Origin of the sequence: Pseudomonas sp. B33.4, assembly GCF_034555375.1 — a bacterium.
Lineage (GTDB): Bacteria > Pseudomonadota > Gammaproteobacteria > Pseudomonadales > Pseudomonadaceae > Aquipseudomonas.
Genome location: NZ_CP140706.1, coordinates 342,230 through 368,267, shown reverse-complemented (window position 1 = coordinate 368,267; position 26,038 = coordinate 342,230). Strand labels below are relative to the sequence as shown.

The 26,038-nt window shown below is 59.3% G+C and carries 26 protein-coding genes; 14 read left to right on the top strand and 12 right to left on the bottom strand.

Annotated features, from left to right (window positions below):
• The first annotated feature begins 15 nt into the window (after nt 1-15).
• The 4 genes from U6037_RS01670 to ntrC all read left to right on the top strand — a co-directional run bounded on the left by U6037_RS01670 (nt 16) and on the right by ntrC (nt 3,898).
• Nucleotides 16-528: a DUF4124 domain-containing protein gene (locus tag U6037_RS01670; protein ID WP_322845586.1), complete on the top strand. Its 513-nt coding sequence runs from the start codon at nt 16-18 to the stop codon at nt 526-528.
• Nucleotides 525-1,148, top strand: coding sequence for a DUF4124 domain-containing protein (locus tag U6037_RS01665; protein ID WP_322845585.1), 624 nt, complete (start codon nt 525-527; stop codon nt 1,146-1,148). The genes U6037_RS01670 and U6037_RS01665 overlap by 4 nt, the downstream gene beginning before the upstream one ends.
• Before the next feature lie 231 nt (nt 1,149-1,379).
• A complete protein-coding gene (glnL, locus tag U6037_RS01660; RefSeq protein ID WP_007909240.1) occupies nt 1,380-2,465 on the top strand; it encodes a nitrogen regulation protein NR(II) in 1,086 nt (361 codons plus the stop codon).
• The gene (ntrC, locus tag U6037_RS01655) at nt 2,462-3,898 is read left to right on the top strand and encodes a nitrogen regulation protein NR(I) (RefSeq protein ID WP_007909238.1); all 1,437 of its coding nucleotides are present in this window, start codon (nt 2,462-2,464) and stop codon (nt 3,896-3,898) included. Before glnL ends, ntrC begins: the two co-directional genes overlap by 4 nt.
• Before the next feature lie 634 nt (nt 3,899-4,532).
• Here the strand turns inward: ntrC and U6037_RS01650 are convergent.
• Together U6037_RS01650 and U6037_RS01645 are read right to left on the bottom strand one after the other, a co-directional pair.
• Nucleotides 4,533-6,500 (bottom strand): leucine-rich repeat domain-containing protein, encoded by a 1,968-nt coding sequence (locus U6037_RS01650; protein WP_322845584.1) that lies wholly within the window; start codon nt 6,498-6,500, stop codon nt 4,533-4,535.
• A gap of 189 nt (nt 6,501-6,689) precedes the next feature.
• On the bottom strand, nt 6,690-7,130 hold the full coding sequence (locus tag U6037_RS01645) for a hypothetical protein (protein ID WP_322845583.1): 441 nt from the start codon (nt 7,128-7,130) through the stop codon (nt 6,690-6,692).
• Between U6037_RS01645 and U6037_RS01640 the strand changes: the two genes are divergently transcribed.
• A complete protein-coding gene (locus U6037_RS01640; protein WP_064388914.1) occupies nt 7,129-7,584 on the top strand; it encodes a tRNA (cytidine(34)-2'-O)-methyltransferase in 456 nt (151 codons plus the stop codon). The two genes, U6037_RS01645 and U6037_RS01640, sit on opposite strands and share 2 nt — an antisense overlap.
• A gap of 123 nt (nt 7,585-7,707) precedes the next feature.
• Here U6037_RS01640 and secB read toward each other — a convergent pair whose 3' ends face one another.
• The 3 genes from secB to U6037_RS01625 are packed head-to-tail and all read right to left on the bottom strand — an operon-like array spanning nt 7,708 to nt 8,920.
• Nucleotides 7,708-8,193, bottom strand: coding sequence for a protein-export chaperone SecB (secB, locus tag U6037_RS01635; RefSeq protein ID WP_007909233.1), 486 nt, complete (start codon nt 8,191-8,193; stop codon nt 7,708-7,710).
• Between the two features lie 57 nt (nt 8,194-8,250).
• Nucleotides 8,251-8,505 carry a glutaredoxin 3 gene (grxC, locus tag U6037_RS01630; protein ID WP_025110925.1) on the bottom strand — a complete coding sequence of 85 codons (255 nt, stop codon included), beginning with the start codon at nt 8,503-8,505 and terminating at the stop codon, nt 8,251-8,253.
• A gap of 1 nt (nt 8,506) precedes the next feature.
• Nucleotides 8,507-8,920 (bottom strand): rhodanese-like domain-containing protein, encoded by a 414-nt coding sequence (locus tag U6037_RS01625; protein ID WP_038359969.1) that lies wholly within the window; start codon nt 8,918-8,920, stop codon nt 8,507-8,509.
• 153 nt (nt 8,921-9,073) lie between these two features.
• Here U6037_RS01625 and gpmI point away from each other — a divergent pair, with 153 nt between their 5' ends.
• From gpmI to U6037_RS01600, 5 genes are all read left to right on the top strand, one after another.
• Nucleotides 9,074-10,603 (top strand): 2,3-bisphosphoglycerate-independent phosphoglycerate mutase, encoded by a 1,530-nt coding sequence (gpmI, locus tag U6037_RS01620; RefSeq protein ID WP_322845582.1) that lies wholly within the window; start codon nt 9,074-9,076, stop codon nt 10,601-10,603.
• 230 nt (nt 10,604-10,833) lie between these two features.
• On the top strand, nt 10,834-12,120 hold the full coding sequence (locus tag U6037_RS01615; protein ID WP_116029274.1) for a murein hydrolase activator EnvC family protein: 1,287 nt from the start codon (nt 10,834-10,836) through the stop codon (nt 12,118-12,120).
• 31 nt (nt 12,121-12,151) lie between these two features.
• Nucleotides 12,152-13,471 carry a S41 family peptidase gene (locus U6037_RS01610; RefSeq protein ID WP_322845581.1) on the top strand — a complete coding sequence of 440 codons (1,320 nt, stop codon included), beginning with the start codon at nt 12,152-12,154 and terminating at the stop codon, nt 13,469-13,471.
• 2 nt (nt 13,472-13,473) lie between these two features.
• On the top strand, nt 13,474-14,250 hold the full coding sequence (locus tag U6037_RS01605; protein ID WP_322845580.1) for a divergent polysaccharide deacetylase family protein: 777 nt from the start codon (nt 13,474-13,476) through the stop codon (nt 14,248-14,250).
• 115 nt (nt 14,251-14,365) lie between these two features.
• Complete coding sequence (locus U6037_RS01600) at nt 14,366-15,739, top strand: Vps62-related protein (RefSeq protein WP_322845579.1); 1,374 nt, start codon at nt 14,366-14,368, stop codon at nt 15,737-15,739.
• Here the strand turns inward: U6037_RS01600 and U6037_RS01595 are convergent.
• The 7 genes from U6037_RS01595 to U6037_RS01565 all read right to left on the bottom strand — a co-directional run bounded on the left by U6037_RS01595 (nt 15,720) and on the right by U6037_RS01565 (nt 21,689).
• Nucleotides 15,720-16,475, bottom strand: coding sequence for an ABC transporter substrate-binding protein (locus tag U6037_RS01595; protein WP_322845578.1), 756 nt, complete (start codon nt 16,473-16,475; stop codon nt 15,720-15,722). The two genes, U6037_RS01600 and U6037_RS01595, sit on opposite strands and share 20 nt — an antisense overlap.
• An 82-nt stretch (nt 16,476-16,557) precedes the next feature.
• The gene (hisF, locus tag U6037_RS01590) at nt 16,558-17,328 is read right to left on the bottom strand and encodes an imidazole glycerol phosphate synthase subunit HisF (RefSeq protein ID WP_007909211.1); all 771 of its coding nucleotides are present in this window, start codon (nt 17,326-17,328) and stop codon (nt 16,558-16,560) included.
• A 90-nt stretch (nt 17,329-17,418) separates the two neighbouring features.
• Nucleotides 17,419-18,168 carry a 1-(5-phosphoribosyl)-5-[(5-phosphoribosylamino)methylideneamino]imidazole-4-carboxamide isomerase gene (hisA, locus tag U6037_RS01585; RefSeq protein ID WP_322845577.1) on the bottom strand — a complete coding sequence of 250 codons (750 nt, stop codon included), beginning with the start codon at nt 18,166-18,168 and terminating at the stop codon, nt 17,419-17,421.
• Nucleotides 18,169-18,269: 101 nt separating this feature from the next.
• Nucleotides 18,270-18,530 carry a DUF2164 domain-containing protein gene (locus U6037_RS01580; RefSeq protein ID WP_003220751.1) on the bottom strand — a complete coding sequence of 87 codons (261 nt, stop codon included), beginning with the start codon at nt 18,528-18,530 and terminating at the stop codon, nt 18,270-18,272.
• Nucleotides 18,531-19,169: an imidazole glycerol phosphate synthase subunit HisH gene (gene hisH / locus U6037_RS01575; protein ID WP_007909206.1), complete on the bottom strand. Its 639-nt coding sequence runs from the start codon at nt 19,167-19,169 to the stop codon at nt 18,531-18,533.
• Nucleotides 19,169-19,762, bottom strand: a complete 594-nt coding sequence (gene hisB / locus U6037_RS01570; RefSeq protein ID WP_007909204.1) for an imidazoleglycerol-phosphate dehydratase HisB — start codon at nt 19,760-19,762, stop codon at nt 19,169-19,171. Before hisB ends, hisH begins: the two co-directional genes overlap by 1 nt.
• A gap of 262 nt (nt 19,763-20,024) precedes the next feature.
• Entirely contained in the window at nt 20,025-21,689 is a 1,665-nt protein-coding gene (locus U6037_RS01565; protein ID WP_322845576.1) for an OFA family MFS transporter, read from the bottom strand.
• A gap of 224 nt (nt 21,690-21,913) precedes the next feature.
• Between U6037_RS01565 and U6037_RS01560 the strand changes: the two genes are divergently transcribed.
• The 4 genes from U6037_RS01560 (at nt 21,914) to U6037_RS01545 (ending at nt 25,955) form a co-directional block, all read left to right on the top strand.
• The gene (locus tag U6037_RS01560; protein WP_322845575.1) at nt 21,914-22,318 is read left to right on the top strand and encodes an acetyl-CoA sensor PanZ family protein; all 405 of its coding nucleotides are present in this window, start codon (nt 21,914-21,916) and stop codon (nt 22,316-22,318) included.
• Between the two features lie 78 nt (nt 22,319-22,396).
• Nucleotides 22,397-24,622 (top strand): AsmA family protein, encoded by a 2,226-nt coding sequence (locus U6037_RS01555; RefSeq protein WP_322845574.1) that lies wholly within the window; start codon nt 22,397-22,399, stop codon nt 24,620-24,622.
• Complete coding sequence (gene mutY / locus U6037_RS01550; protein ID WP_322845573.1) at nt 24,619-25,686, top strand: A/G-specific adenine glycosylase; 1,068 nt, start codon at nt 24,619-24,621, stop codon at nt 25,684-25,686. Before U6037_RS01555 ends, mutY begins: the two co-directional genes overlap by 4 nt.
• A complete protein-coding gene (locus U6037_RS01545; protein WP_141127218.1) occupies nt 25,683-25,955 on the top strand; it encodes an oxidative damage protection protein in 273 nt (90 codons plus the stop codon). The genes mutY and U6037_RS01545 overlap by 4 nt, the downstream gene beginning before the upstream one ends.
• Nucleotides 25,956-26,038 lie beyond the last annotated feature (83 nt).

Sequence of the window (26,038 nt, the reverse complement as noted above, 5' to 3'; positions counted from 1 at the left end):
ATCCCGGTCGATTTCATGGGTCGCACCTTTCTCTACATTCTATTGTTGATAGCCCTGCCCGCCGCCGCGCAGATCTACAAGTACACCGATGCCAACGGCAACACGGTCTACAGCGATCACTCACCGGACGGCGTACAGGCGCAGCCCGTGGAATTGCCGCCGCTCAATCGCGTCGAGCCGCAAGCGCCGAGCGCACCCCCTGCGCCCGTCAGCGGCAACCGCGAACCTCAGCGCAACGCCTACGACATCCTCGAACTCGCCGGGCTGCCCACCGAAGAAGCCCTGCGCGCGAACAACGGCACCTTTACCGTCAACGTGCTGATCAAGCCACGCCTGCAACCGCCGCATCAATTAAGGCTGGTATTGGACGATGAGCCTTACGGTCAGCCGAGCAACGTACCAATCCTGCAACTGGTGAACGTAGATCGCGGCGACCATCGTTTAGCGGTGCAGGTGATTGACGGGCAGACGATCATCCAGCAGAGCCCGCCAGTCCCCCTCAGCGTGCAGCGAGTGCACAAGCCGTGATCCGCGCGTGGCTGATCGTCGTGATTGCGCTGGTGACACTGCAAGCCTCAGCCGAGGTGTTCACCTACACCGACGCCCAAGGCAATCGGGTATTCACCGACCAGCCGCGCGGCAACGCCAAACGCGTCCCCATCGCCACCAGCAATCGCATGTCCGCAAACCCCACCGCCGCCGCGCCGATCATCACCGCGAAAAAAGCCCCGGAACAACCACTGTTTCACTACGACATGCTGCGCATTCTGGTGCCCGAACCCGATGCGACGATTCGCAGCAGCGCCGGCGAAATCATCGTCAGTGTGACCAGTGAGCCGGGTCTGCAAAAAGGGCATCGTTATCGGTTGCTGCTGGATGGTCAGGCCACTGGCGAGCCCGGCCTGACGCCAGTCTTTCCGCTGAGCAATATCGATCGTGGCAGCCACAACCTTTCGGTGGAAATTCTCGATGCCGAGGGCCGTACCGTCGAGCGTACAGCCAACCAACCCTTCCACATGCTGCGCATCTCTCTCGCGCAGAAACGCCAGGTCAAACCCTGCGTCGCCGACGACTACGGCGTACGCCCGGAATGTCCGCTGAAAGACAAACCGCCCGAGCCGAAAAACCCCTTCCTGCGTTTCTTCTAACGCCGTTCAGCTTTGCGCACTATATTGGTGCAATAGCTTGCACCGTACTCACATTCCAACCCATTTTGGTTCGAAACTACCCGTGAGAGCTGGCCCTGTGCCACGCAAACGAGCGTCAAACGCCTGTTTCAGGGGTTAAGCGCTTCTTTTCGGAGCCTTGGTTTGGTTTTTGCATTTTCCGTTCACCAACGCTTGTTACTTGCGCACGCTCCGCCCCCAAAAGAGGCTCCGATGACTATTAGCGACGCAATCCACCGTTTGCTGCTCGACAACCTGACCACCGCCACCATCCTGCTCGACGCCGAATTGCGCCTCGAGTACATGAACCCGGCGGCGGAGATGCTGCTTGCCATCAGCGGGCAGCGCAGTCATGGGCAATTCATCAGCGAACTGTTCACCGAATCCACCGAGGCGCTCAATTCCCTGCGCCAAGCCGTGGAACAGGCGCATCCGTTCACTAAACGCGAAGCGATGCTCACCGCCCTTACCGGCCAGACCCTGACCGTGGATTACGCGGTGACACCGATCCTCAGCAACGGCGCGACCATGCTGTTGCTGGAAGTCCACCCGCGTGACCGCCTGCTGCGGATCACCAAGGAAGAGGCGCAACTGTCCAAGCAGGAAACCAGCAAGATGCTGGTGCGCGGCCTCGCCCACGAAATCAAGAACCCGCTGGGCGGCATCCGTGGCGCCGCGCAATTGCTGGCCCGCGAGCTGCCGGAAGACAGTCTGCGCGATTACACCAACGTGATCATTGAAGAGGCAGACCGCCTGCGCAATCTGGTCGACCGCATGCTCGGCTCGAACAAGCTGCCGTCGCTGGCCATGTGCAACGTCCACGAAGTGCTCGAGCGCGTCTGCCAACTGGTCGAAGCGGAAAGCCAGGGCTGCATCACCTTGGTGCGCGATTACGACCCAAGCATTCCCGACGTATTGATCGACCGCGAGCAAATGATTCAGGCGGTGTTGAACATCGTACGCAACGCCATGCAGGCGATCAGCAGCCAGAACGAACTGCGCCTTGGCCGCATAAGCCTGCGTACCCGGACCATGCGCCAGTTCACCATCGGCCACGTCCGCCATCGTCTGGTGACCAAGATCGAGATCATCGACAACGGCCCCGGGATCCCGGCGGAACTTCAGGAAACCATTTTCTTTCCCATGGTCAGCGGACGCCCGGACGGTACCGGACTCGGCCTGGCCATTACCCAGAACATCATCAGCCAGCACCAGGGCCTGATCGAGTGTGACAGCCATCCAGGCCACACCACCTTCTCGATCTTTCTGCCACTGGAACAAGGAGCCACATCGACATGAGCCGTAGTGAAACCGTGTGGATCGTCGATGACGACCGTTCTATCCGTTGGGTGCTGGAAAAGGCCTTGCAGCAGGAAGGCATGACGACCCAGAGCTTCGACAGCGCCGATGGCGTGATGAGTCGCCTGGCCCGTCAGCAGCCTGACGTGATCATTTCCGACATTCGTATGCCCGGTGCCAGCGGTCTGGACTTGTTGGCGCGGATTCGCGAGCAGCACCCACGGTTGCCGGTCATCATCATGACCGCTCATTCCGATCTGGACAGCGCTGTCGCCTCGTATCAGGGCGGCGCGTTCGAATACCTGCCGAAGCCGTTCGACGTCGATGAAGCGGTATCGCTGGTCAAACGTGCCAATCAACACGCGCAAGAACAGCAAGGCCTGGAAGTGGTGCCGGCACTGACCCGCACCCCGGAAATCATCGGCGAAGCGCCGGCGATGCAGGAAGTTTTTCGCGCCATCGGGCGCTTGAGCCACTCCAACATCACCGTGTTGATCAACGGCGAATCCGGCACCGGTAAAGAACTGGTGGCCCACGCCCTGCACCGCCACAGCCCGCGCGCGGCCTCGCCGTTCATCGCGCTGAACATGGCGGCGATTCCCAAGGACCTGATGGAATCCGAGCTGTTCGGCCATGAGAAAGGCGCGTTCACCGGCGCGGCCAACCTGCGTCGCGGCCGCTTCGAGCAGGCTGACGGCGGCACGCTGTTCCTTGATGAAATCGGCGACATGCCGGCGGATACGCAAACCCGTTTGCTACGGGTTCTGGCCGATGGCGAGTTCTACCGCGTCGGTGGGCATGTGCCGGTCAAGGTCGATGTACGCATCATCGCCGCGACCCACCAAAATCTGGAAACCCTGGTCCACGCCGGCAAATTCCGCGAGGACTTGTTCCACCGCCTCAACGTAATCCGCATCCACATCCCGCGCCTGTCGGACCGTCGTGAAGACATCCCGACCCTGGCCAAGCACTTCCTCAGCCGCGCCGCGCAAGAGCTGGCGGTGGAGCCGAAGCTGCTGAAAAGCGAGACCGAGGAATACCTGAAGAACCTGCCGTGGGGCGGCAACGTGCGGCAGCTGGAGAACACTTGCCGCTGGATCACGGTGATGGCGTCCGGGCGCGAAGTGCACATCAGCGACCTGCCGCCAGAACTACTGAACCTGCCGCAAGATTCGGCGCCAGTAACCAATTGGGAGCAAGCACTGCGTCAGTGGGCGGATCAGGCCTTGGCGCGTGGCCAGTCGAGTCTGCTCGACAGCGCGGTGCCGGCGTTTGAGCGGATCATGATCGAGACGGCGCTGAAGCACACCGCCGGACGTCGCCGTGATGCGGCGGTGTTGCTGGGTTGGGGGCGTAATACCCTGACGCGCAAGATCAAGGAATTGGGGATGAAGGTTGATGGTGGGGATGATGATGAAGGGGATGAGGGTTAACGGCTTATTCGCTTGAGGGTTGTTGTGAATTCAAAATCCAGCCCCTCACCCCAGCCCTCTCCCAATGGGAGAGGGGGAAAGGGAGCCGATTCGTGTAATTCTCAAAATCTGAGTTCGACTCGGTATTTCACGTCGGCGTATTTCTCACAAACCCTCCGGTCAGTCCCCTCTCCCTCTGGGAGAGGGTGAGGGTCACCGTGCACCGCATCAATGCACGATGACCCGCGATTGAGCACAGTCGTATCTCCACATTCGCTTCTGAAAACATTGAAAAATCAACTTTTCAACACACGAAAGCCCCGAATTCCGGGGCTTTCGCGTTTCCAACCAGTTTTTTTATTTCAACAGATTAAAACCTGGCACGCCCCCTGCAATATCTCCCATAGGTGATTCGTTTCACCACCCGTTTCGGGGACCTTGGTACAGGCAGGCCGGGGAGTCCCCTCTTTACATCAGGCTCACCCGCCACGCGGCGAGCCTACCCTTTTGGGGCTCTTGGTACAGGCAGGCCGGGGGTTCCCTCTTTACACCGGACCGACGCGTCACGCGAAGTCCATCCCGTTTTGGGAACCCTGATACAGGCAGGTCAGGGATTCCCGCTTTTACACCACTCGCCGAGGCGTTCAGCCCGGCGTTAATCAAGCCTCGGACGTTTGGGTAAATGGTGCAGGGGCTGGTTTTGCCGCCCCGCATCATATTCCCGTATTGCCGCTTCCAGTCTGTCCAGCATCTTTCCGGGGCTGGGTTCATTGATCAGAATGTCTGTCATCCGTGCCTTTTCGCTGGCGTCAGCTTTGACGTAGACCTCGAGAAACCACCAGACCCGCCGCTGCAGAAGCGGATACTCAACGTGAAACTCAGGCGTGCGGCTCAGTTTGCGGAGCCTGCTCGAAAGATGGCCAACGCTGTCCCAGAGTTCCAGTTTTTTAGGCACTTCTCCTGCCGGCACATGAAGCAGCCAAAGATTTGCCGACACATCATTGCTTTCTGCTCCCAACCAAATATCGGAGTCGGTTTTTATCCGTGCGCGTATCAATCGCCGGAGTGAGGCCGGATCCGTTATTGGATTGCCGATGAGATTGAAGCCTGCTCTGAGTTCAACGGATTCCGGGATCGAGGTAATTCGATTGTTCGCCAGATTCAACACTTTCCCGGGAATCTCATTGGTGATGCCCTCCGGAAATCTGTCTAACCTCATGCTGGAAAGATCCAGCTCCTGCAGCGCAGTCAATGCTTTGAGTGAAGGTGCGACAGAAAGCGCATTGTTGCCAAGCTTTAATACTTCCAGTGTTGACCGCTCGTTGTCGGCATCAAGACCGAGAGGGATTCGGCGTATTCCGGCTCCTGTCAGATCCAGTACACGCAACTCGGCCATCCCGGAAATGTCAGGATCCGTTTGCAAATCGTTCCGGTGTTGAACAGGCGTCTGAAAACGTAACGGACCGGGCAATTCATTCGCCGCGGGCCCCGGTGTGTTACCAAGCCTTAACAACTGCAGGCTGGTCATGCCCCTCACCGAAAAATCAGCCTGTAAATCACAATCCTGCAGGCTCAATTCTCGTAAACGGGGGAGCTTCACTAATTGCTCGGTAAAACGCGAATCCATATTGAATCTTGAGTAAGCACGCTCATATATAGAGGCGCCGAAGGATCTTCTGGTGATTAACTGGCTTGTTACCGTCAGACTTTCAATGTTTGGAAACTGCGCAAAAAACACCTCAGGGTTCAGCGGTGCATTACCTCTTAGCGTAAGAGCAACGACTGAGTTGAACTTCAATGACAGCAACTTATCGACTGGCCATAGCGTGAGATTGATATCCAACTTGAAACCCGACAGCCGACCATCGCTATAGACTCGCTGATCAGGCTCACCTTGCCATTTGTACAATTGGCGTAGCCTGCTCCACATGCCAAACGCCTCAGATATCTCATGGGACTCGGGTACGTGATTTTGGTGGTTCGGGATGCTGACGTGTTCGCTGCCCAGTTGCGGTAGCCCGAGCTGAATACGCTTGAGTTCCACATCTGCCACATCCTTGTCACTGAACCGAGCGATAAAGTCATCTGCGTGTTGATCGGTCGATTCCGGAAAATACTGTTTGATCTGCGCTCGAGTGGCTGGCTCAACGACCTCACGCTGGTACCAGAGGCCGCTGTCGCCATCGCGCAGCATTACCGGTCCTAAAAGCAACTCGCTTGTGCGTCGGGCTCGATGCAATCCCGTTTGCGGATCCACGGCGACAAGAACAAGGTCGCCACCGGCCACGTCAGCGTAAGTTCGCTTGTTAAAAACCCTTAAACCTTCACTGTTGATTTCTGGAAGTATCGCCCGGGCATTGACTACGTAATGGTCCAGCGAAGGCTGAGATGCTGGCAGACGAGTTTCAGCGGGAATCGTCTGAACTACGACGGTCGGAGCCGGATGAATGACATCAATGTCTGTAGTGTCGGCTCGCGACTGCGGATTGTCGAGAGTAATACCTGAGTCGACGCCTCTGCGGCCTGAGGGACCGGGGAGCGAAGTGTCCACTTCAACCGATCGATTCGAGCTGCCGGGAACATCCACGTGAGTAGCGCTACCGCGCGGTGGTTTTACTGGCATGTTTTTTCATCCTTGAAAAAGTCGCCCTTCGCATTTGCCTAAGGAACGAAGGGATCGGCATCCTGCCGATTTGAAAGAGGAGCGCACGATAGCGTGCGCAGGTGCTGAAGGAGATAGGAAAGGCAGACTGGCGCAGTGGGAAACAACACTAGGAAATGTAGGAGAACCGGAGAGACGGCAGGTTTGCGATCAGTTCATTTGCAAACGGATCTCCAGCCGCCAGCGGTCGTCGACCTCGCTGCCTGTCCACTCGCCTTGTAGCGGCCGCGCCGCCAGTACCGTCAGCAGCAAGCCACCGTCACTCTTGCGCGTACGCCAGTTCACGTCCTTGTCGTTGAGCCTGAGTTGGCCTTTCTGCGCTTTGCCTTCAGCCTGGAACAATAGCGCCACCGTGCCATCGATGATCTCGCCGTGCAGCTTGGGTTCGTTGTTGAACCACACCACCAACCCGCCGTCAGTCACGTCAACCTGCTGCAACACCGTCGGATCCGGCGTGGTCAGGCGGCCGATCATCAGACCAATCATCAAGCCGACAATCGCCAGCGAACCGATCACCCGCGGGAATAGTTTCGAACGGTTGTCCACAGGCGGCGTAGAATGCCGCTCATCTTTACCTTCGGAGCCGTGCATGTTTCACGTCATCCTTTTTCAACCAGAAATTCCGCCGAATACCGGCAACGTTATCAGGCTGTGCGCCAACAGCGGCTGCCACCTGCATTTGATCGAACCGCTGGGTTTCGAGATGGACGACAAGCGCTTGCGCCGTGCCGGACTCGACTACCACGAATATGCCACGCTGCAACGTCACGCGGATTTGGCCAGTTGCCTGGAAAGCATCGGTAACCCTAGGGTGTTTGCGTTTACCACCAAGGGTTCACGGCCGTTTCATGATGCCGCGTTTGTCCCGGGTGATGCGTTCATCTTCGGCCCGGAAAGTCGTGGCCTGCCGCCGGAAGTGCTCGACGCCCTGCCTGCCGAACAGCGCCTGCGCCTGCCGATGCGCGAAGGCTGCCGCAGCCTGAACCTGTCCAACACGGTGGCCGTCGCTGTTTACGAAGCCTGGCGCCAGAACGACTTCAAGTAACACCGCAAAACAAATGTGGGAGCGAGCCTGCTCGCGATTACGGCGTGTCAGTCAACTTTGATGTGTCTGACAGACCGCTATCGCGAGCAGGCTCGCTCCCACATGGGGTGTTGCTAAACCGTCTTACTGAACGGTTGGCGTCTCGCCGCTTTCCTGCATGCGCTGCAATTCTTGCGCGTACAGGGCGTCGAAGTTCACCGGGGCCAGCATCAGCGCCGGGAACGAACCACGGGTCACCAGGCTGTCCAGGGTTTCGCGCGCGTACGGGAACAGGATGTTCGGGCAGAACGCACCCAAGGTGTGGCTCATCGAAGCCGCATCGAGGTTCTTGATCAGGAAGATACCGGCCTGTTGCACTTCAGCGATGAACGCCACTTCTTCACCGTTTTTCACGGTGACAGACAGGGTCAGCACGACTTCGTAGAAATCACCTTCCAGTGCTTTCTGGCGAGTGTTCAGATCCAGCGCAACAGCCGGGTCCCACTGCTGGCGGAAGATCGCCGGGCTTTTCGGGGCTTCGAAGGACAGGTCGCGTACGTAGATGCGCTGCAAGGAGAATTGCGGTGCGGTTTCTTCTTCGCTGGCTGCAGTGTTCTGTTGGTCAGTCATCTCAGATCCTTATCGATCTTGGGTCTTTTAGGGAGTGCTGTACGTGGGTGCAGCCGTTCAGGCCTTGAGCAGCGCGTCGAGTTTGCCGGCGCGCTCCAGGGCATACAAATCATCACAACCACCGATGTGCTGGCTGCCGATCCAGATCTGCGGCACGGACGTGCGTCCGGCTTTCTGGGTCATTTCGGCGCGCACCTGCGGCTTGCCATCGACCTTGATCTCTTTGAAGGCCACGCCTTTGTTCTCGAGCAGGTACTTGGCTCGCGAGCAATAAGGGCAGTAATCGCTGGAGTAGACGATGACTTCGCTCATATCACTTCACCAACGGCAGGTTGTCGCCTTTCCAGCTGGAAATCCCGCCGGACAGCTTGGCGGCGGTGAAGCCGGATTTCATCAGCTCGCGGGCGTGGGTGCCAGCGGTCTGGCCCAGGGCGTCGACCAGAATAATGGTCTTGGCCTTGTGTTTTTCCAGCTCGGCGATGCGCGCAGCCAGTTTGTCCTGAGGAATGTTGATCGCGCCAACGATGTGGCCGGCAGCGAAATCCTTGGCCGGACGGATGTCCACCACTACGCCTGCATCTTTATTGACCAGTGCAGTCAGCTCGCCGGTGCTCAGGCTTTTACCGCCGCCCTGCATCGTGTGCGCCAGCAGCAGAGCCAGCAGTACGACGAAGATACCGACAAGAATGTAGTGGTTAGTGGCAAATTCAATCAGGTGAGCAACCATCGAAGGAGGTTCCAGGGCGTTAAAATGTCGGCCAGTATACACAGCCACTATGGTCGGCCAAACCCCGTCCGGCGGTGACGCGGTCGGAACTTAGCTTTAAACTCCAACTCCCTTTTCCATCGCCCTCTTCTTTATTAGCCACGAGTGGATTCCATGACGACTACGCCTAAACCTTTGGTCCTGATGATTCTCGACGGCTTCGGTCACAGCGACAGCCCTGAATCCAATGCCGTTTTTGCGGCGAAGAAGCCCGTCCTTGATCGCCTGTGGGCCACTGTGCCGAATGGCTTGATCTCGGGCAGCGGCATGGACGTCGGCCTGCCGGACGGCCAGATGGGCAACTCTGAAGTCGGCCACATGAACCTTGGCGCCGGCCGCGTGGTGTATCAGGACTTCACCCGCGTGACCAAGTCGATCCGCGACGGCGAATTCTTCGAGAACCCGACCATCTGCGCCGCTGTGGATAAAGCCGTGGCCGCCAGTAAAGCCGTGCACTTCATGGGCCTGCTGTCCGATGGTGGCGTACACAGCCACCAGGATCACCTGATCGCCATGGCCGAACTGGCCTTCAAGCGCGGCGCCGAGAAAATCTACCTGCACGCCTTCCTCGATGGCCGCGATACGCCGCCGAAAAGCGCTGCGTCGTCGATCGAACTGCTCGATGCAACCTTCCAGGCACTGGGCAAGGGCCGCATCGCCAGCATCATCGGCCGTTACTTCGCCATGGATCGTGACAACCGCTGGGATCGCGTCGCTCAGGCCTACAACCTGATCGTCGACGGCAACAGCGAATTCAACGCAGCCACTGCACAGGAAGGTCTGGACGCGGCTTACGCTCGCGGCGAGAGCGATGAATTCGTCAAAGCCACGACCATCGGTGAGCCGGTAAAAGTCGAAGACGGCGACGCTGTGGTGTTCATGAACTTCCGCGCCGACCGTGCCCGTGAGCTGACTCGCGTGTTCGTCGAGGACGATTTCAACGATTTCGAGCGCGCCCGCCAGCCGAAGCTCGCTGGTTTCGTCATGCTGACCCAATACGCGGCAAGTATTCCGGCACCGTCGGCATTCGCCCCGGGCAGCCTGGAAAACGTTCTCGGCGACTATCTGGCAAAGAACGGCAAAACCCAACTGCGCATCGCTGAAACCGAGAAATATGCGCACGTGACCTTCTTCTTCTCCGGCGGCCGCGAAGAACCGTTCCCGGGCGAAGAACGCATCCTGATCCCGTCGCCGAAAGTCGCCACTTATGACTTGCAGCCGGAAATGAGCGCGCCTGAGGTCACCGACCGCATCGTCGAGGCCATCGAAAACCAGCGTTACGACGTGATCGTAGTCAACTACGCCAACGGCGATATGGTCGGCCACAGCGGTGTGTTCGACGCGGCAGTGAAAGCGGTTGAATGCCTCGACACCTGCGTCGGTCGCATCGTTGAAGCACTGGAAAAGGTTGGCGGCGAAGCGCTGATCACTGCTGACCACGGCAACGTCGAAAAAATGGCCGATGAAGAAACCCACCAGGCGCACACCGCGCACACCACCGAGCCGGTGCCGTTCATTTATGTCGGCAAGCGCGACCTCAAAGTCCGTGACGGTGGCGTGCTGGCTGACGTAGCGCCAACCATGCTGAAACTGCTGGGTCTGGAAAAACCGGCGGAAATGACCGGCACTTCGATTCTGGTCTGACCCGAATCGCCAAAACATCGCAAAACCCTGTAGGAGTGAGCCTGCTCGCGATAGCCATCTGACAGTCAACTACTCTGTTGAATGTCAGTAAGCCATCGCGAGCAGGCTCACTCCTACAATGGTTTGGGGTGTTTTTCAGGCCAGTTATCACACAGCCCCAATTGGGCGTTTTTTTTGCAGCCTCGGGCGGGCATACTAGGCCGTCCCTTACCCTGGTGCCGCCCGCCTCTATGCTCCGCGTCCTGATCGCCCTCGCTCTGACCTGCCTGCTCCAACCGGCCTTCGCTGACGAGCGCGCGCAAACCCAACAGCAGTTGGACGCGACGCGTCAGGACATTGCCGAGCTGAAAAAGCTGCTGGGCAAAGTCCAGGAAGAAAAGTCCGGCGTGCAGAAAGAGCTCAAGGGTACTGAAACCGAGCTGGGCAAGCTGCAGAAGCAGGTCGACGCGCTGCAGAAAGAACTGCAGAAAAGCGAATCCGAGCTGCAGCGACTCGATGCAGAGAAAAAAAAACTCCAGAGCGCGCGCACTGAACAGCAGCGACTGATCGCCATTCAGGCCCGTGCGGCCTATCAGAACGGCCGGCAGGAATATCTCAAACTGCTGCTCAACCAGCAGAATCCCGAGAAATTCGCCCGCACCCTCACCTATTACGATTACCTGAGCCAGGCCCGCCTGGAGCAGTTGAAGAACTTCAACGAAACCCTGCGCCAGCTGGCCAATGTCGAAAAAGACATTGCCGCCCAGCAAGCACAATTGCTGGTGCAGAAAAGCAGCCTCGATACCCAGCGCGACGAACTGGAAAATGTCCGCAAGGAACGCCAGCAAGTCCTCGCCAAGCTCAACGATGACGTGAAAGCCCGCGACCAGAAACTGGCCGCGCGCGAGCAGGATCAGGCAGACCTGTCTAAAGTCCTTAAAACCATTGAAGAAACCCTGGCCCGCCAGGCTCGTGAGGCAGAAGAAGCGCGGCAGAAAGCGCTGATCGCCCAGCAGGAAGCGGAAAAAAAGCGCTTGCGTGAGGCGCAGGCTGAAAACAGCGACGCCCCACGAAAACCCGCCCGATCCACTCCCGGCGCACTGGTCTCCAGCAGCGGCGAGACCTTCGGTGGCCCTTTTGCTGCAACCCGGGGAAAACTTCCCTGGCCGGTTGATGGTCGACTGCTGGCACGCTTCGGCGAAAGCCGTGGCGACGATGCCCGTACCAAGTGGGACGGCGTGATGATCAGCGCCTCCGCCGGCAGCCAGGTGCATGCCGTACACGGTGGTCGCGTGGTGTTCGCCGACTGGCTGCGCGGTGCCGGGCTGCTGGTGATCCTCGATCACGGCAACGGTTTTCTGAGTCTTTACGGTCACAACCAGACGCTGCTCAAGTCGGCCGGTGATGTGGTCAAAGCGGGTGAGTCCATCTCCACTGTCGGTAACAGCGGCGGCCAGGACACATCCGCGCTGTATTTCGCAATTCGTCAGCAGGGTCACCCGAGTGATCCGGCGCAATGGTGTCGTGCGCAAGGATAAGCGCACCGCCTAATTAAGGAGTTCGTTCGACATGCTGCATTTGTCCCGCCTTACCTCGCTGGCCCTGACGATCGCTCTGGTGATCGGCGCGCCTCTGGCGTTCTCCGCGCAACCGGCCCCGGCCGTCGCTCCGGCAGGCACAGCCGCAACCTCCAAGGCGCCGCTGCCGCTGGAAGAGCTGCGCACCTTTGCCGAGGTCATGGACCGGATCAAAGCCGCTTACGTCGAGCCGGTGGACGACAAGACCCTGCTCGAAAACGCAATCAAGGGCATGCTCAGCAACCTCGATCCGCACTCGGCCTATCTGGGCCCTGAAGATTTCACCGAACTGCAGGAAAGCACCAGCGGCGAGTTCGGCGGTCTGGGCATCGAAGTCGGCGCCGAAGACGGCTTCATCAAAGTGGTCTCGCCAATCGATGACACCCCGGCGTCGAAGGCCGGCATTCAGGCCGGTGACTTCATCGTCAAGATCAACGGTGCGCCAACGCGCGGCCAGACCATGACCGAAGCCGTCGACAAGATGCGCGGCAAGATCGGCCAGAAAATCACCCTGACCCTGGTACGCGACGGTGGCACCCCATTCGACGTGACACTCGCGCGCGCCGTGATTCAAGTGAAGAGCGTCAAGGCGCAGCTGCTGGAAACCGGCTACGCGTACATCCGCATCACCCAGTTCCAGGTCAAGACCGGCGAAGAGGTCTCCAAGGCCTTGGCCAAGCTGCGCAAGGACAACGGCAAGAAGCTCAACGGCATCATTCTCGACCTGCGCAACAACCCGGGCGGTGTGTTGCAGGCGGCGGTGGAAGTAGTCGACCACTTCATCACCAAAGGTCTGATCGTTTACACCAAAGGCCGGATCGCCAACTCCGAACTGCGCTTCTCTGCCACCGGCAAAGACGAAAGCGAGGCGGTGCCGATGGTCGTGTTGATCAACGGTGGCAGCGCCTCGGCCTCGGAAATCGTTGCCGGCGCCCTGCAGGATCAGAAACGCGCGGTGGTCATGGGCACCACCAGTTTCGGTAAAGGCTCGGTGCAAACCGTGCTGCCGCTGAACAACGACCGCGCGTTGAAGATCACCACAGCGTTGTACTTCACCCCGAATGGCCGCTCGATCCAGGCGCAAGGTATCGTCCCGGACATCGAAGTACGCAAGGCCAAGATCACCAACGAGGCCGACGGCGAATACTTCAAGGAAGCCGATCTGCAAGGTCACCTGGGCAACGGCAACGGCGGCGCGGACAAACCGACCGGCTCTGGCGCCAAACCCAAAGCCATGCCGCAGGATGACGATTACCAATTGGCCCAGGCCCTGAGCCTGCTCAAAGGGCTGAGCATCACGTCCGGCCGTTGAGGATGTCTCTGCGTTTCGTCTTCGTTCTGCTGTGCTGTCTGGCGGGTACTGCTCACGCAGAGCCCGTCAGCCCGAAGCCACACAAAGCCTACCTGACGCTGATCATCGACGACCTGGGGCAGAACCTGCCCCGGGATCGCCGCGTGCTGGGCCTGCCCGGCCCGGTAACCACGGCGATCATGCCTGATACCCCGCACGCCACCGAGTTCGCACGCGAAGCCCATCGCGCCGGCAAGATCGTCATCCTGCACATGCCCATGGACCCGGCCACCGGGCCGTACGCCTGGCACCCCGAACTGCCGATCGAAGAGCTGGAAAAGCGCCTCAACGCCGCGTTCAAAATGGTCCCCTACACCGCCGGCATCAATAACCACATGGGCAGCCGCATGACTGCGCAACCGGTGGCGATGGCGTGGTTGATGGCCGAGTTGCAGCGCCGGCACAAGTTTTTCGTCGACAGCCGCACCAGTGCGCAGACCGTCGCGGCGCAACAGGCGCAGAAAATCGATCTGGCGAGTGTTTCCCGGGACGTGTTCCTCGATGACGAGCGTACCGAAGCGGCAATTGCCAATCAGCTGCAGACCGCGATTGCTTTAGCGCACAAACAGGGTTCAGCGGTGATGATCGGCCATCCTTATCCGCAGACACTGGCGGTGCTGGAACGTGAACTGCCGAAGCTGAAAGCACAGGGGATTGACTGGATCGACATCAGGCAGATGATCAGCGTGCGCAGCAATCGTGCCATGGCTGGTCATGGCAAGGATGGCGTTTACCGGTAACATCCGGTCACGTTGCAATACATAGTTACCACCGAACGCCCCACTCCGTTCCGGATAGTAAGACCTGCTACAGGTCGCGGCTCCTTTGAGTCGCTTTCAACTATCAGGAGTGCCCATGACAAACAACGCCCCGATCATCCCGCCCATTGGGCGGACTGAACCGATCCGAATCGATAACCTGTTGGTCAACTTCACAACAGAGTTCATGCGCATCTGGGATACCGACGGTGTGTCGGCCAAACCTGCGTCGTTCTGGCGCCCGACGCCGGCTCCCGACGCGCTGCCCGGTTACTTCCCCTTGGGCGATGTCGTCACCAGAGGCCTGGGCAACATCAACGGCGAACGAGTAGTGGCGGTGGCTTGCGAAGCAGACATTGCCAGCACTGATCCCACCAAAGGCAGGGCACTGCGTCGCCCCAATGATTACGAGCTGGTCTGGAAGGATTCCGGGTCAGGTTCAAAAAGAGATCTGTCGATCTGGCGACCTCTGCCTCCCGCAGGCTACGTGGCGCTGGGGTCGGTGTGCTCGAATGATCATGAAAAACCGTCGCTCAATGCGGTCCGCTGCGTTCGCGCAGATCTGGTGATCGCATCGAATACCACCGATCTGATCTGGGACGACAAGGGCAGCAAGGCCCGACAGCGCGTCAGCACCTGGAGCGCCGTTCCTCCAGCCGCGTTACCTGGCGAGGTTTACTTGGCGTCGGGAAGTTTCTTCAGCTTGAGTGACTACACCAGACCGGCCAGTTTCCCGGCCTACAGCTTGCGCCTGCAGATTGGCCTGCAGCTGTACACGCGCCCATCGCCACCCGTGTTGTGCGGGGAAACGCCGACATCTGTCGAGCCAGCGGACGATCCGTCTTACACCGCCAGTCTCCCCTGGTTTACGGTAAAGGATCCGCGCTACAGCGCCGCTGAACAATTACGTCACTCGCCCTTCTATCTGCTGGAACGCAAGGATCATTACATCCTCGTCGGTCACGCACGCAATAGTGGCAACGACAGCCAGGTATTCAGATGGACAGCGCCTCGCGCTCAGCGAACGCCAGGCTTGAGAACATTCACCCAGACTACTTCCGTCGAGTTCGGTGCCCAATGGCAAACCAATCAGCCCAACGCACCAATGTTTTCTGCGCGGCTGGGCCATGATTTCACCCAATGCGAAATACATTCGAATGAATGGCTCAATACGGCGGCGATCGAAGTGGTTGCGATCGTGGACAAAAACAGGTCCGTCGCGGCCTATCTGGTGCAGAGCGACTACAGACTGGTGCGCGCAGACAGCACGTCAGTGACGGAGGGTTTCAGCTACACCAATGGCAGTAGTTTGCACATCAGCCAGTACGCGCCAGCGGAAGCTGAGGTCATTGTCGTTCCTGCGCCGGAGCCCGTCGTGGAACCGTCTGCGCAGACGTCTGTGGCCGATGACGAAATCAGCGCAGCGCTGGCGGAGCCCGAGTTGTCACTGGCTACAGATACCGCCCCATGATCTCGTCGACCACACCTTCTTTGCGCAACTGATCCAGTGCGGCCTGAAGCTTGGCGACCACTTCGTCGGAGACATCCTTGTTCAGCGCCAGATACAGTTCTGCGCTGTTGAAGCGCAACACGGTCTTGAGACCGGTGACACCATCCTGCCGCGCCAGATAGCGCCCGGCAGGATCACCGGTGGCCCAAAGGTCGATCTGACCATTGACCAGTTTCTTCGCATTGTCCTGATCGCGCAGTACTACGATCGGCTTCAGGCCTTGTTTGGCCAATGTCTCGGCAATCGCATCGCCCTTGTAGGCGCCGATCTTGTATTTGCGCGCGTCATTGAGGGTGTCGAGGGTGATCTTGCTGTCTGCCTTGGCCAGCAGAATCCAGTCATCCGGGCCGATCGGGCCAACCCATTTGAAGAGCTTTTCGCGGTCCGGCAGGCGCGCCATCACGAAAGCACCGTAGCCAGGATTTTCCAGGGCGAGCTTATACACGCGCTCCCAAGGAAAGCGCAGGGTCAGGCTGTAGGTGATGCCGGCACGCTGGAACATTTCGCGCACGATGTCGGTGGCGATACCGTTGATGTTCTCGCCCTGGGCGAAATTCTTGCCGTTCTTCGCCATGTTGTACGGCGGGAAGTTTTCGGTGAGCAGCACCAGATCGGTGTCGGGACTGGTTTCGGCGCGGGCCGTGTTGACGAGCAACATCGAGGCGCTGGCGAGAACAAGAAGCAGGCGTTTGATCATGTCGGGCTACCGAAATCCATGGCGTGCCCAAGAGTGCCTTGGGTGCGCCATGGTGTCCACTGGCCTGTATGGAATTTGACGCTTAACGCATCACGATGCCGCGTTTGGCCATATACGCTTTGGCTTCCTGCACGGTGTACTCGCCGAAGTGGAAAATACTCGCCGCCAACACTGCGCTGGCGTGACCTTCGAGAATGCCGTCAGCCAAGTGCTGCAGATTGCCGACGCCACCGGAAGCGATCACCGGGATGCCCAGCGCATCGCTGATCGCGCGGGTCACGCCGAGGTCGAAGCCGTTTTTCATGCCGTCCTGATCCATGCTGGTCAGCAGGATCTCGCCGGCACCGAGGCCTTCCATTTTTTTCGCCCACTCGACCGCGTCGAGGCCGGTTGGCTTGCGCCCGCCGTGGGTGAAGATTTCCCAACGCGGGGTTTCGCCCGGGCCGGAAACCTTCTTGGCGTCGATGGCGACGACGATGCACTGCGAGCCGAAATGCTGCGCGGCTTCGCCGACGAATTCCGGGTTGAACACGGCAGCGGTGTTGATTGACACCTTGTCCGCGCCGGCATTCAGCAGATTGCGAATGTCCTGCACGGTACGCACACCACCGCCGACGGTCAGCGGGATGAACACCTGGCTGGCCATGCGCTCGACGGTATGCAGCGTAGTGTCGCGGCCATCGACGCTGGCGGTGATGTCGAGAAAGGTAATCTCGTCGGCACCCTGCTCGTCATAACGACGGGCAATTTCCACCGGGTCACCGGCGTCGCGGATGTTTTCGAACTTCACACCTTTGACGACCCGGCCGTTGTCCACGTCCAGGCAAGGGATGATGCGTTTGGCCAGAGCCATGCTTAATCTCCGATTAAGAGTTGCAAGCTTCAAGCTTCAAGCTGCAAGAAAGAGCAGACGCGGTCGCGCTTCTAACTTGCAGCTCGCAGCTTACAGCTTGGAGCTGGTCGCGTAGCTATCGCAGAAAGCCTGAGCTTCTGCCACATCCAGTGTGCCCTCATAAATCGCGCGGCCCGTGATAGCGCCGATAATGCCCGGCGCCTTGGCGTCGAGCAGCGACTTGATGTCACCCAGATTGTGGATGCCGCCGGAAGCGATCACCGGGATCTTGGTGGCGGCGGCCAGCGCAGCGGTAAACGGTACGTTGCAGCCCTGCATCATGCCGTCTTTGGCGATGTCGGTATAAACGATCGAGGACACGCCGTCGGCTTCAAACTGCTTGGCCAGATCGATGACCTGCACGGTACTGATTTCAGCCCAGCCATCGGTGGCGACGAAACCGTCTTTGGCATCCAGACCAACAATGATCTTGCCCGGGAACGCACGGCACGCTTCAGCGACGAACGCCGGATCTTTCACGGCTTTGGTGCCGATGATCACGTAGCTGACGCCCGCCTTGACGTAGTACTCGATGGTTTCCAGCGAGCGAATGCCGCCGCCGATCTGGATCGGCAGGGTCGGGTAACGCTTGGCGATAGCGGTGACCACTTCGCCGTTGACTGGCTGGCCTTCAAACGCGCCGTTCAGATCGACCAGATGCAGACGGCGGCAACCGCCCTCCACCCACTTGGCAGCCATGCTCACCGGGTCATCGGAGAACACCGTGGAATCTTCCATGCGGCCCTGGCGCAGACGTACGCAGGCACCGTCTTTAAGATCGATAGCGGGAATAATCAGCATGCTTTTTCCTTCGTCAAAAGAGCGGCAAGCTGCAAGCGACTAGCTGCGAGCATGCGGTGTACCAGTTCTTGCAGCTTGAAGCTTGCGGCTTGCAGCTGCTCCTAATTTTTTTCGAGCGCCCACAGGTCGCTTTCGATGCTTTCAAACCGCTCTTTGAGGTGGGTCTGCACATCGAAAATCGCCCTGTTGTAATAGTGCGGAGCAATTTCGCGGGTAAACAGCTCAAGAATTTCCGCCGCTTCGAACGAACCCAGGTCCAGTTCGAAACGGTCTTCCATGAACCGCTGAATCTTGCGATTGGCCTCGTTCTCCTGTTCGGGAGTGAGGGTCAGAATCGGCGGTTTGGACTTCTTGGCAGCCATTTACCAGCGACCGTCCCACGCAGCGAAGTTCTGCAGCAACTGCAGGCCATGGGTATGGCTCTTCTCCGGGTGGAATTGCACGGCGAAGCGCGAGCCATCGGCCAGCGCCGCAGCGAAATCGACGCCGTAATGACCGCCACCGACCACTTGCCGCGCATTGGCGGCAGCGATGTAGTAGCTGTGCACGAAGTAGAAACGCGCCATGTCCGGAATGTCATGCCACAGCGGGTGGCTGACCTTCTGCTTCACTTCGTTCCAGCCCATGTGCGGGACTTTCAGGTGCTCGCCGTCTTCGTGCAGGTCTTTACCGAAGAACTTCACCGCACCCGGGAACAGGCCGATGCAGTCGACGCCGTCGTTTTCTTCACTGGTGTCGAGCAAGGCTTGCATGCCGACACAGATGCCGAGGAACGGACGATCCTGACTGACTTCACGCACCAGCGAATCGAAGCCGAGGCGACGGATTTCCGCCATGCAATCGCGAATCGCACCAACACCGGGAAACACCACGCGATCAGCTTCGCGAATCACCGCCGCATCGCTGGTGATCAGCACTTTGCCGGCACCGACGTGCTCGAGGGCCTTGGCCACCGAGTGCAGGTTGCCCATGCCGTAATCGATAACTGCAACCGTCTGCATTACAGAACGCCTTTGGTCGATGGCATTTGCCCGGCCATGCGCTCGTCCAGCTCGACGGCCATGCGCAGCGCGCGGCCGAAAGCCTTGAACACGGTTTCGATCTGGTGGTGAGTGTTGGTGCCGCGCAGGTTGTCGATGTGCAGGCTGACCAGCGCGTGATTGACGAAGCCCTGGAAGAATTCCTGGAACAGGTCAACGTCGAAGCCGCCGACGGTGGCGCGGGTGTACGGCACGTGCATCTGCAGGCCTGGACGACCGGAGAAATCGATCACCACGCGCGACAGCGCTTCATCGAGCGGCACATAGGCGTGGCCGTAGCGACGGATGCCTTTTTTATCGCCGATGGCTTTGGCAAATGCCTGGCCGAGGGTGATACCGACGTCTTCCACCGTATGGTGGTCGTCGATATGCAGATCGCCCTTGCATTCGATATCCAGGTCGATCAACCCGTGACGGGCAATCTGATCCAGCATGTGCTCAAGAAAAGGAACACCGATATCGAATCGGGCCTTTCCGGTGCCATCAAGGTTGATCGAGGCTTTGATCTGGGTTTCCAGAGTGTCGCGCTCGACAGACGCCTTACGTTCGGCCATCACCAGCTCCGCAAAATCATTGGGCGAAAAAGGCAGCCATTATAGGCACGCAGGAAGCAAACAGAAACATGAGAGGTGAGATGGCTGACGGATAGAACGCCCGGCTGTCGCGGGTAGACATGTCCATACAAGCCATTACAGGCACCCAAAAACAACTGTAGGAGTGAGCCTGCTCGCGATGAGGGCCTGACAGGCAACATTTCTGTGACTGTCAGACCGCTATCGCGAGCAGGCTCACTCCTACAGGGGTACTACGTTTTACTTAGTGAAACAGTACCGCCGTCTTCTGCAGGGTCACCCACACACCCCACGCCAACGGAATACCCACCACCAGCCAGGCAGCGATTGCCAGTGGCTTGCTGCCCGGTGCTGCTTTCCACTCCAGAACGGTGCTGGCGTCAGCACCCTTGTCGTGGCCCAGCGCCTGTTCAGCGGCCAGTTCAGCGTCAGTCATGAAGTACTTGTCGGCCACCGGACGCACCAGCAGGTTGCACAGGAAGCCCAGCACCAGCAGGCCGGCGAGAATGTACAAGGTGATGTCGTAAGCAGCTGCGCGCTCAACGCCGATGCTCAACTGATACTCACGCAGATAGTTCACCAGCACCGGACCCAGCACGCCAGCCGCCGCCCACGCCGTCAGCAGACGACCGTGGATCGCGCCAACCATCTGCGTGCCGAACAGGTCGGCCAGATACGCCGGCACAGTGGCAAAACCGCCGCCGTACATCGACAGAATGATGCAGAACGCCGCCACGAACAGCGCAACGTTGCCCAAATGGCCCATGTTCGGAATCAGCGCGTACAGGGCAAAACCCAGGGCGAAAAATACGAAGTAGGTGTTTTTGCGGCCCAGGTAATCCGAGAACGAAGCCCAGAAGAAACGACCACCGATGTTGAACAGGCTCAGCAGACCGGTGAAGCCGGCAGCGATCGCGGCGATCGAGGCCAGTTGCCCGGCATCGAGTTGGCCGAATGGCACGTCAACACCCAACAACTTGCCGCCGAACACTTCCTGCAGCAGTGGCGAAGCCATGCCGAGGATGCCGATACCGGCGGAGACGTTCAGGCACAGCACCAGCCAGACCAGACGGAACTGCGGGGTTTTCCACGCCACATTCACGTGCACGTGGCGATGAGTGATCATCGAATTGGAAGCCTTTTTCGCCGGAGCGGTCCAGCCTTCAGGTTTCCAGCCGGTTGGCGGCACGCGGTAAGCCAGAGCGCCGCCGATCATGAACACGAAGTAGATCGCAGCCATGGCCACGAAGCTCTGCCAGACGCCAACGCCTTCAGCCGAAGCGAAGTGGCTCATCAGCGCGGTCGCCAAGGGTGCGCCGACCATCGCGCCGCCACCGAAACCCATGATTGCCATGCCGGTCGCCATGCCACGCTTGTCCGGGAACCACTTGATCAGGGTCGACACTGGCGAGATATAGCCCAGACCCAGACCGATACCGCCGATCACGCCCGAACCGAGCCACATCAGCCAGATCTGGTGGGTATAAATACCCAGCGCCGAGATCAGCAGACCGCCGCACCAGCACAGCGCCGATACAACGCCGGCCTTGCGCGGCCCGGCGTGTTCCAGCCAGCCACCCCAGATCGCTGCCGAGCAGCCGAGGAAGATGAAGAACAGCGTGTAGATCCAGCCGAGCATCGAGATCGGCCAGTCGCAGTTCGACGAAAATACCTGTGCGATGAAGCTCATGTCCGGTGCGCAAGCCACCGGAGCGGTAACGCCCAGCGCCTTGGACAGCGGCAACCAGAACACCGAGAAGCCGTAGGCCATGCCGATGCACAGGTGGATGGCCAGAGCGGCCGGTGGCACCAGCCAACGGTTGAAACCGGGCTTGGCGATGATGCGTTCCTTGGACAGGAACGCAGGCTGGTCGGCGCGAACGCCGTCCGCCGTAATGCTCGTGCTCATTGTGTATCCCCCAATTATTAGTATGGTTCGCCAGCCACTGCTCACCCCCGGCCTTTATGCACGCAGGCATGACCGTTTTTTTGGGTGAAGCTCCTTGAAGGCGCGACGTTAAGTCGCAGAAGGACGGACGAACGGGCGAAGGTTACCATTTGCACGTGACAGAAAAACCAAACTGATATCACCTTTTTTATGTCATCTGTTCTCGTACCACTCAGGAAAACGCCATGCCGATCGTTGTTCAAGCCTTGAAAGATGCCAGTTATCAGGATCAGCAGGATTTGCAGAAGATCTATCGCGATGCGCCAGAATGGCTGTTCGCACCGTTTTCCGGGGAGACCGGCCTGATCGACAGCGTCCTCGCCGACGGGACTTTCATTGCCGGGCGCTTCAACGACCGCTTGCTCGGTGCCGGTCGACTGCAAAGGCACCGCGACGTTTGGTATTTGTCCCATTTATGCGTACGAAAAGTTACCCGTCACCGTGGCGTTGCCGAACGGCTGGTGAACCAAGCGCAGAAAATGGCGTCGCAAGCGGGGGCTGAACTGCGTCTGCTGGCGCCTGAAGGGCATTTTGAAGCTCAGGCACTCGCCGACAGGTTGCAGGTGCCGCTGGAGGTCCTGGCAACATGACGTCACAGCGAACCGGGCAGTTGCAGCGCTATACTCCCCGGCTAAATTACGAATTCGACTAATTACAAGGACTCGCCCATGAAAGCGTTCGGCAAAATCCTGGGTCTGGTACTTCTCGGGTTGTTGCTGATCATTGTGGCGGCAGGTTTTGCCCTGACCCACCTCTTCGATCCCAACGACTACAAAGACGAGATTCGCCAGATTGCCCGCGACAAGGCCCACATCGAGCTGACGCTCAATGGCGATATCGGCTGGAGCCTGTTCCCATGGCTTGGCCTGGAATTGCACGAGGCCAGCGTCGCCACCCTGATCAAACCTGCCGAACCGTTCGCCGACTTGCAGATGCTCGGCCTGTCCGTGCGCGTGCTACCGCTGCTGCGCCGTGAAGTGCAAATGAGCGACGTGCGCGTCGAAGGTCTGAACCTGCGCCTCAATCGCGACAAGGACGGCCATGGTAACTGGGAAGACATCGGCAAGGTGCCCGCCCCGGCCGGATCAACGCCGCCAGCCACTACGCCCGGGCAACCGGCCAGCGAAGCGCCTGTTGCGGTGGAAAAACCACCGCAGCCGATCCGCCTCGATATCGACAGCCTGACTGTCAACAACGCCCGCGTTGAGTACAACGACGAGAAGACCGGCAAGCAGTTCAGCGCCGAGAGCATCCAGTTGAGCACCGGACCGGTGCACGACTCGACCAATATCCCGGTGAAAGCCACCGCATTTCTCGGCACCAACCAACCGGTTCTGCGCGTGCGCACAGAACTCACCGGCGAGCTGCGCATCGAGCGCGCACTGCAACGCTACAAGTTCGAGGACCTCAAGCTGTCCGGTGAACTGGCTGGCGACCCGCTGCAAGGCAAGACCATGACCTTCGCCGCCCAAGGCCAGTTATTACTGGATAAAGCCGCGAACGTCGCCGAATGGACCGGCATCAAGATCTCCGCCAACCAGTTGCGTGCCTTGGGCGAACTGAAAGCCAACGACCTCGACAAGACCCCGCAGATCACCGGCGGCATCTCTATCGCCCAGTTCGACCTGGCGAAATTCGTCGACAGTATCGGTCAGAAACTCCCGGCGATGGCCGAAGGCAGTCTGAGCAAGGTCGAACTGGTCAGCCGTGTGGCCGCCACGCCGAGCAGCATTGCTCTGGACAACATTAACCTGAAACTCGACGACAGCAGCTTCAGCGGTCGCATCGCCGTCGAAGATTTCGCCAAGCAATCGCTGCGCGCGATCCTCAAGGCTGACACGTTCAACGCTGACCGTTACTTGCCGCCAAAATCGGAAAGAGCCACCAGCGCCACACAAACGCGCCAGGCCGAAGTTGCCAGCACTGAAGCCGATGCCATGGCCGGTGCAGGCTCCACGCCGCTGCCGGACAAACCGAGCAAAACCGCTTGGAGCACCGAGCGCCTGTTACCGGTTGAGCGCCTGGCCAAACTCGACGTCGATGCCGATCTGACCTTCGGCCAGTTGACCCTCGACAAATTGCCGATCCAGAACGCCGCACTGAAAGCCACCGGCCAGGGCGGCCTGCTGACCCTGACCAACCTGAGTGGTGAGTTGTACAACGGTGGTTTTGCCGCCAACGGCACCCTTGATGTGCGCCCAAGCGCCCCGGTGCTGAACCTGCAGACCAGACTCAACCGCGTGCCTGTGGAAAAAATTCTCGAGAGCCAAGGCAAAAACCCGCCGGTCAAAGGTCTGGTGACCCTCACCAGCAACGTGACCGGCAGCGGCAACAGCCAGCAGGCGCTGATTGATACGCTTAACGGCAACGCCAGTTTCGTGATCAACAACGGTGTGCTGCTCAACGCCAACCTTGAGCAGCAATTGTGCAAAGGCATCGCCACGCTCAACCGCAAAACCCTCAGCGGCGAGCCACGCGGCAAAGACACGCCGTTCCAGGAACTCAAGGGCAACCTGACCTTCCGCAACGGCATCGCCAGCAACCCGGATCTGAAAGTGCGCATCCCCGGCATGACCGTCAACGGTGATGGCGACATCGATTTGCGCGTGCTCGGCATGGACTATCGCGTCGGCATCATCGTCGAAGGCGACACCAGTGCCATGCCGGATCCGGCCTGTCAGGTCGGCGAAAAATTTGTCGGCATCGAGTGGCCGCTGCGCTGCCGTGGCCCGCTGGAATTGGGCGCCAAGGCTTGCCGCGTCGACAATGATCGCCTCGGCCAGGTCGCGACCAAAATGGCTGGCGACAAGCTCAGTGAAAAGATCGACGAGAAGCTGGGCGACAAGGTCAGCCCGGAACTGAAAAACGCATTGAAGGGGCTGTTCAAGCGATGAGAGCGGAGCAGTTTTCCACGGCGGTGCTGGACTGGTTTGACCGCCACGGCCGCCACGATTTGCCTTGGCAACAGGACATCAACCCGTATCGGGTCTGGGTGTCGGAGATCATGTTGCAGCAGACTCAAGTCAGCACTGTGCTCAATTACTTCGACCGTTTCATGGCCGCGCTGCCGACGGTCGAAGCGCTGGCCGAGGCACCAGAAGACGAAGTGCTGCACCTGTGGACGGGCCTGGGTTACTACACCCGCGCGCGCAACCTGCAGAAGACCGCGAAGATCGTCGTCAGCCAGTACGGTGGCGAGTTTCCGCGTGACGTCGAAAAGCTTACGGACCTGCCGGGCATTGGTCTGTCCACTGCTGGCGCCATCGCCAGCATCAGCATGGGCCTGCGCGCGCCGATTCTCGACGGCAACGTCAAACGCGTTCTGGCGCGCTTTACCGCGCAAGAGGGCTATCCCGGGGAGCCGAAGGTCGCCAAACAGCTCTGGGCCAACGCTGAGCGCTTTACGCCACACGACAGGGTCAACGCTTACACCCAGGCGATGATGGATCTCGGCGCCACGCTGTGCACGCGCAGCAAGCCGAGTTGCCTGTTGTGTCCGCTGGAGCGCGGTTGCGAGGCGCACATGCTCGGCCTCGAAACCCGCTACCCGATTCCCAAACCGCGCAAAGCCATCCCGCAGAAGCGCACGCTGATGCCAATGCTCGCCAACGGCGACGGCGCGATTCTGCTTTACCGTCGCCCCTCAACGGGTTTGTGGGGCGGTTTGTGGAGCCTGCCGGAACTCGATGACCTCGACGACCTGCAACATCTCGCCGATCAGCACGCGCTGACCATGGGCGAGCAGCAGGCGCTGCCGAACCTTGTCCACACGTTCAGCCATTTCCAGCTGTCCATCGAACCCTGGCTGGTTCAGGTGCAGGAGGCTGCCCATCACGTGGCCGAGGCCGACTGGCTCTGGTATAACCTCGCCACCCCGCCGCGCCTGGGCCTCGCCGCCCCGGTCAAAACCTTGCTCGAACGCGCGGCCGCCGTCTTGAATGCAGGAGAGTCGCCATGACCCGCACCGTAATGTGCCGTAAGTACAAAGAAGAACTGCCTGGCCTGGAACGCCCTCCTTACCCGGGCGCCAAAGGTCAGGACATTTTCGACCACGTCTCCGCCAAGGCCTGGGCCGACTGGCAGAAACACCAGACCCTGCTGATCAACGAAAAGCGCCTGAACATGATGAACGCCGAAGATCGCAAATTTCTTCAGGGCGAAATGGACAAGTACTTCTCCGGCGAGGAATACGCTCAAGCCGAAGGCTACGTTCCGCCTGCAGAGTAAACCCCGGAAATCGGGGGTCGGATCGTAAGCGACGGAATTAATTTAAGAAATTTTAAAAAAGTCGTTGACGTAAATCCGAAAAA

What these genes read in the sequence shown, in the direction of transcription:
- U6037_RS01670 (WP_322845586.1), top strand. Translation starts at nt 16, where the DNA reads ATGGGTCGCACCTTTCTCTACATTCTATTGTTGATAGCCCTGCCCGCC.
- glnL (WP_007909240.1), top strand. Translation starts at nt 1,380, where the DNA reads ATGACTATTAGCGACGCAATCCACCGTTTGCTGCTCGACAACCTGACC.
- ntrC (WP_007909238.1), top strand. Translation starts at nt 2,462, where the DNA reads ATGAGCCGTAGTGAAACCGTGTGGATCGTCGATGACGACCGTTCTATC.
- U6037_RS01650 (WP_322845584.1), bottom strand. Translation starts at nt 6,500, where the DNA reads ATGCCAGTAAAACCACCGCGCGGTAGCGCTACTCACGTGGATGTTCCC.
- U6037_RS01640 (WP_064388914.1), top strand. Translation starts at nt 7,129, where the DNA reads ATGTTTCACGTCATCCTTTTTCAACCAGAAATTCCGCCGAATACCGGC.
- U6037_RS01645 (WP_322845583.1), bottom strand. Translation starts at nt 7,130, where the DNA reads ATGCACGGCTCCGAAGGTAAAGATGAGCGGCATTCTACGCCGCCTGTG.
- secB (WP_007909233.1), bottom strand. Translation starts at nt 8,193, where the DNA reads ATGACTGACCAACAGAACACTGCAGCCAGCGAAGAAGAAACCGCACCG.
- grxC (WP_025110925.1), bottom strand. Translation starts at nt 8,505, where the DNA reads ATGAGCGAAGTCATCGTCTACTCCAGCGATTACTGCCCTTATTGCTCG.
- U6037_RS01625 (WP_038359969.1), bottom strand. Translation starts at nt 8,920, where the DNA reads ATGGTTGCTCACCTGATTGAATTTGCCACTAACCACTACATTCTTGTC.
- gpmI (WP_322845582.1), top strand. Translation starts at nt 9,074, where the DNA reads ATGACGACTACGCCTAAACCTTTGGTCCTGATGATTCTCGACGGCTTC.
- U6037_RS01615 (WP_116029274.1), top strand. Translation starts at nt 10,834, where the DNA reads ATGCTCCGCGTCCTGATCGCCCTCGCTCTGACCTGCCTGCTCCAACCG.
- U6037_RS01610 (WP_322845581.1), top strand. Translation starts at nt 12,152, where the DNA reads ATGCTGCATTTGTCCCGCCTTACCTCGCTGGCCCTGACGATCGCTCTG.
- U6037_RS01605 (WP_322845580.1), top strand. Translation starts at nt 13,474, where the DNA reads ATGTCTCTGCGTTTCGTCTTCGTTCTGCTGTGCTGTCTGGCGGGTACT.
- U6037_RS01600 (WP_322845579.1), top strand. Translation starts at nt 14,366, where the DNA reads ATGACAAACAACGCCCCGATCATCCCGCCCATTGGGCGGACTGAACCG.
- U6037_RS01595 (WP_322845578.1), bottom strand. Translation starts at nt 16,475, where the DNA reads ATGATCAAACGCCTGCTTCTTGTTCTCGCCAGCGCCTCGATGTTGCTC.
- hisF (WP_007909211.1), bottom strand. Translation starts at nt 17,328, where the DNA reads ATGGCTCTGGCCAAACGCATCATCCCTTGCCTGGACGTGGACAACGGC.
- hisA (WP_322845577.1), bottom strand. Translation starts at nt 18,168, where the DNA reads ATGCTGATTATTCCCGCTATCGATCTTAAAGACGGTGCCTGCGTACGT.
- U6037_RS01580 (WP_003220751.1), bottom strand. Translation starts at nt 18,530, where the DNA reads ATGGCTGCCAAGAAGTCCAAACCGCCGATTCTGACCCTCACTCCCGAA.
- hisH (WP_007909206.1), bottom strand. Translation starts at nt 19,169, where the DNA reads ATGCAGACGGTTGCAGTTATCGATTACGGCATGGGCAACCTGCACTCG.
- hisB (WP_007909204.1), bottom strand. Translation starts at nt 19,762, where the DNA reads ATGGCCGAACGTAAGGCGTCTGTCGAGCGCGACACTCTGGAAACCCAG.
- U6037_RS01565 (WP_322845576.1), bottom strand. Translation starts at nt 21,689, where the DNA reads ATGAGCACGAGCATTACGGCGGACGGCGTTCGCGCCGACCAGCCTGCG.
- U6037_RS01560 (WP_322845575.1), top strand. Translation starts at nt 21,914, where the DNA reads ATGCCGATCGTTGTTCAAGCCTTGAAAGATGCCAGTTATCAGGATCAG.
- U6037_RS01555 (WP_322845574.1), top strand. Translation starts at nt 22,397, where the DNA reads ATGAAAGCGTTCGGCAAAATCCTGGGTCTGGTACTTCTCGGGTTGTTG.
- mutY (WP_322845573.1), top strand. Translation starts at nt 24,619, where the DNA reads ATGAGAGCGGAGCAGTTTTCCACGGCGGTGCTGGACTGGTTTGACCGC.
- U6037_RS01545 (WP_141127218.1), top strand. Translation starts at nt 25,683, where the DNA reads ATGACCCGCACCGTAATGTGCCGTAAGTACAAAGAAGAACTGCCTGGC.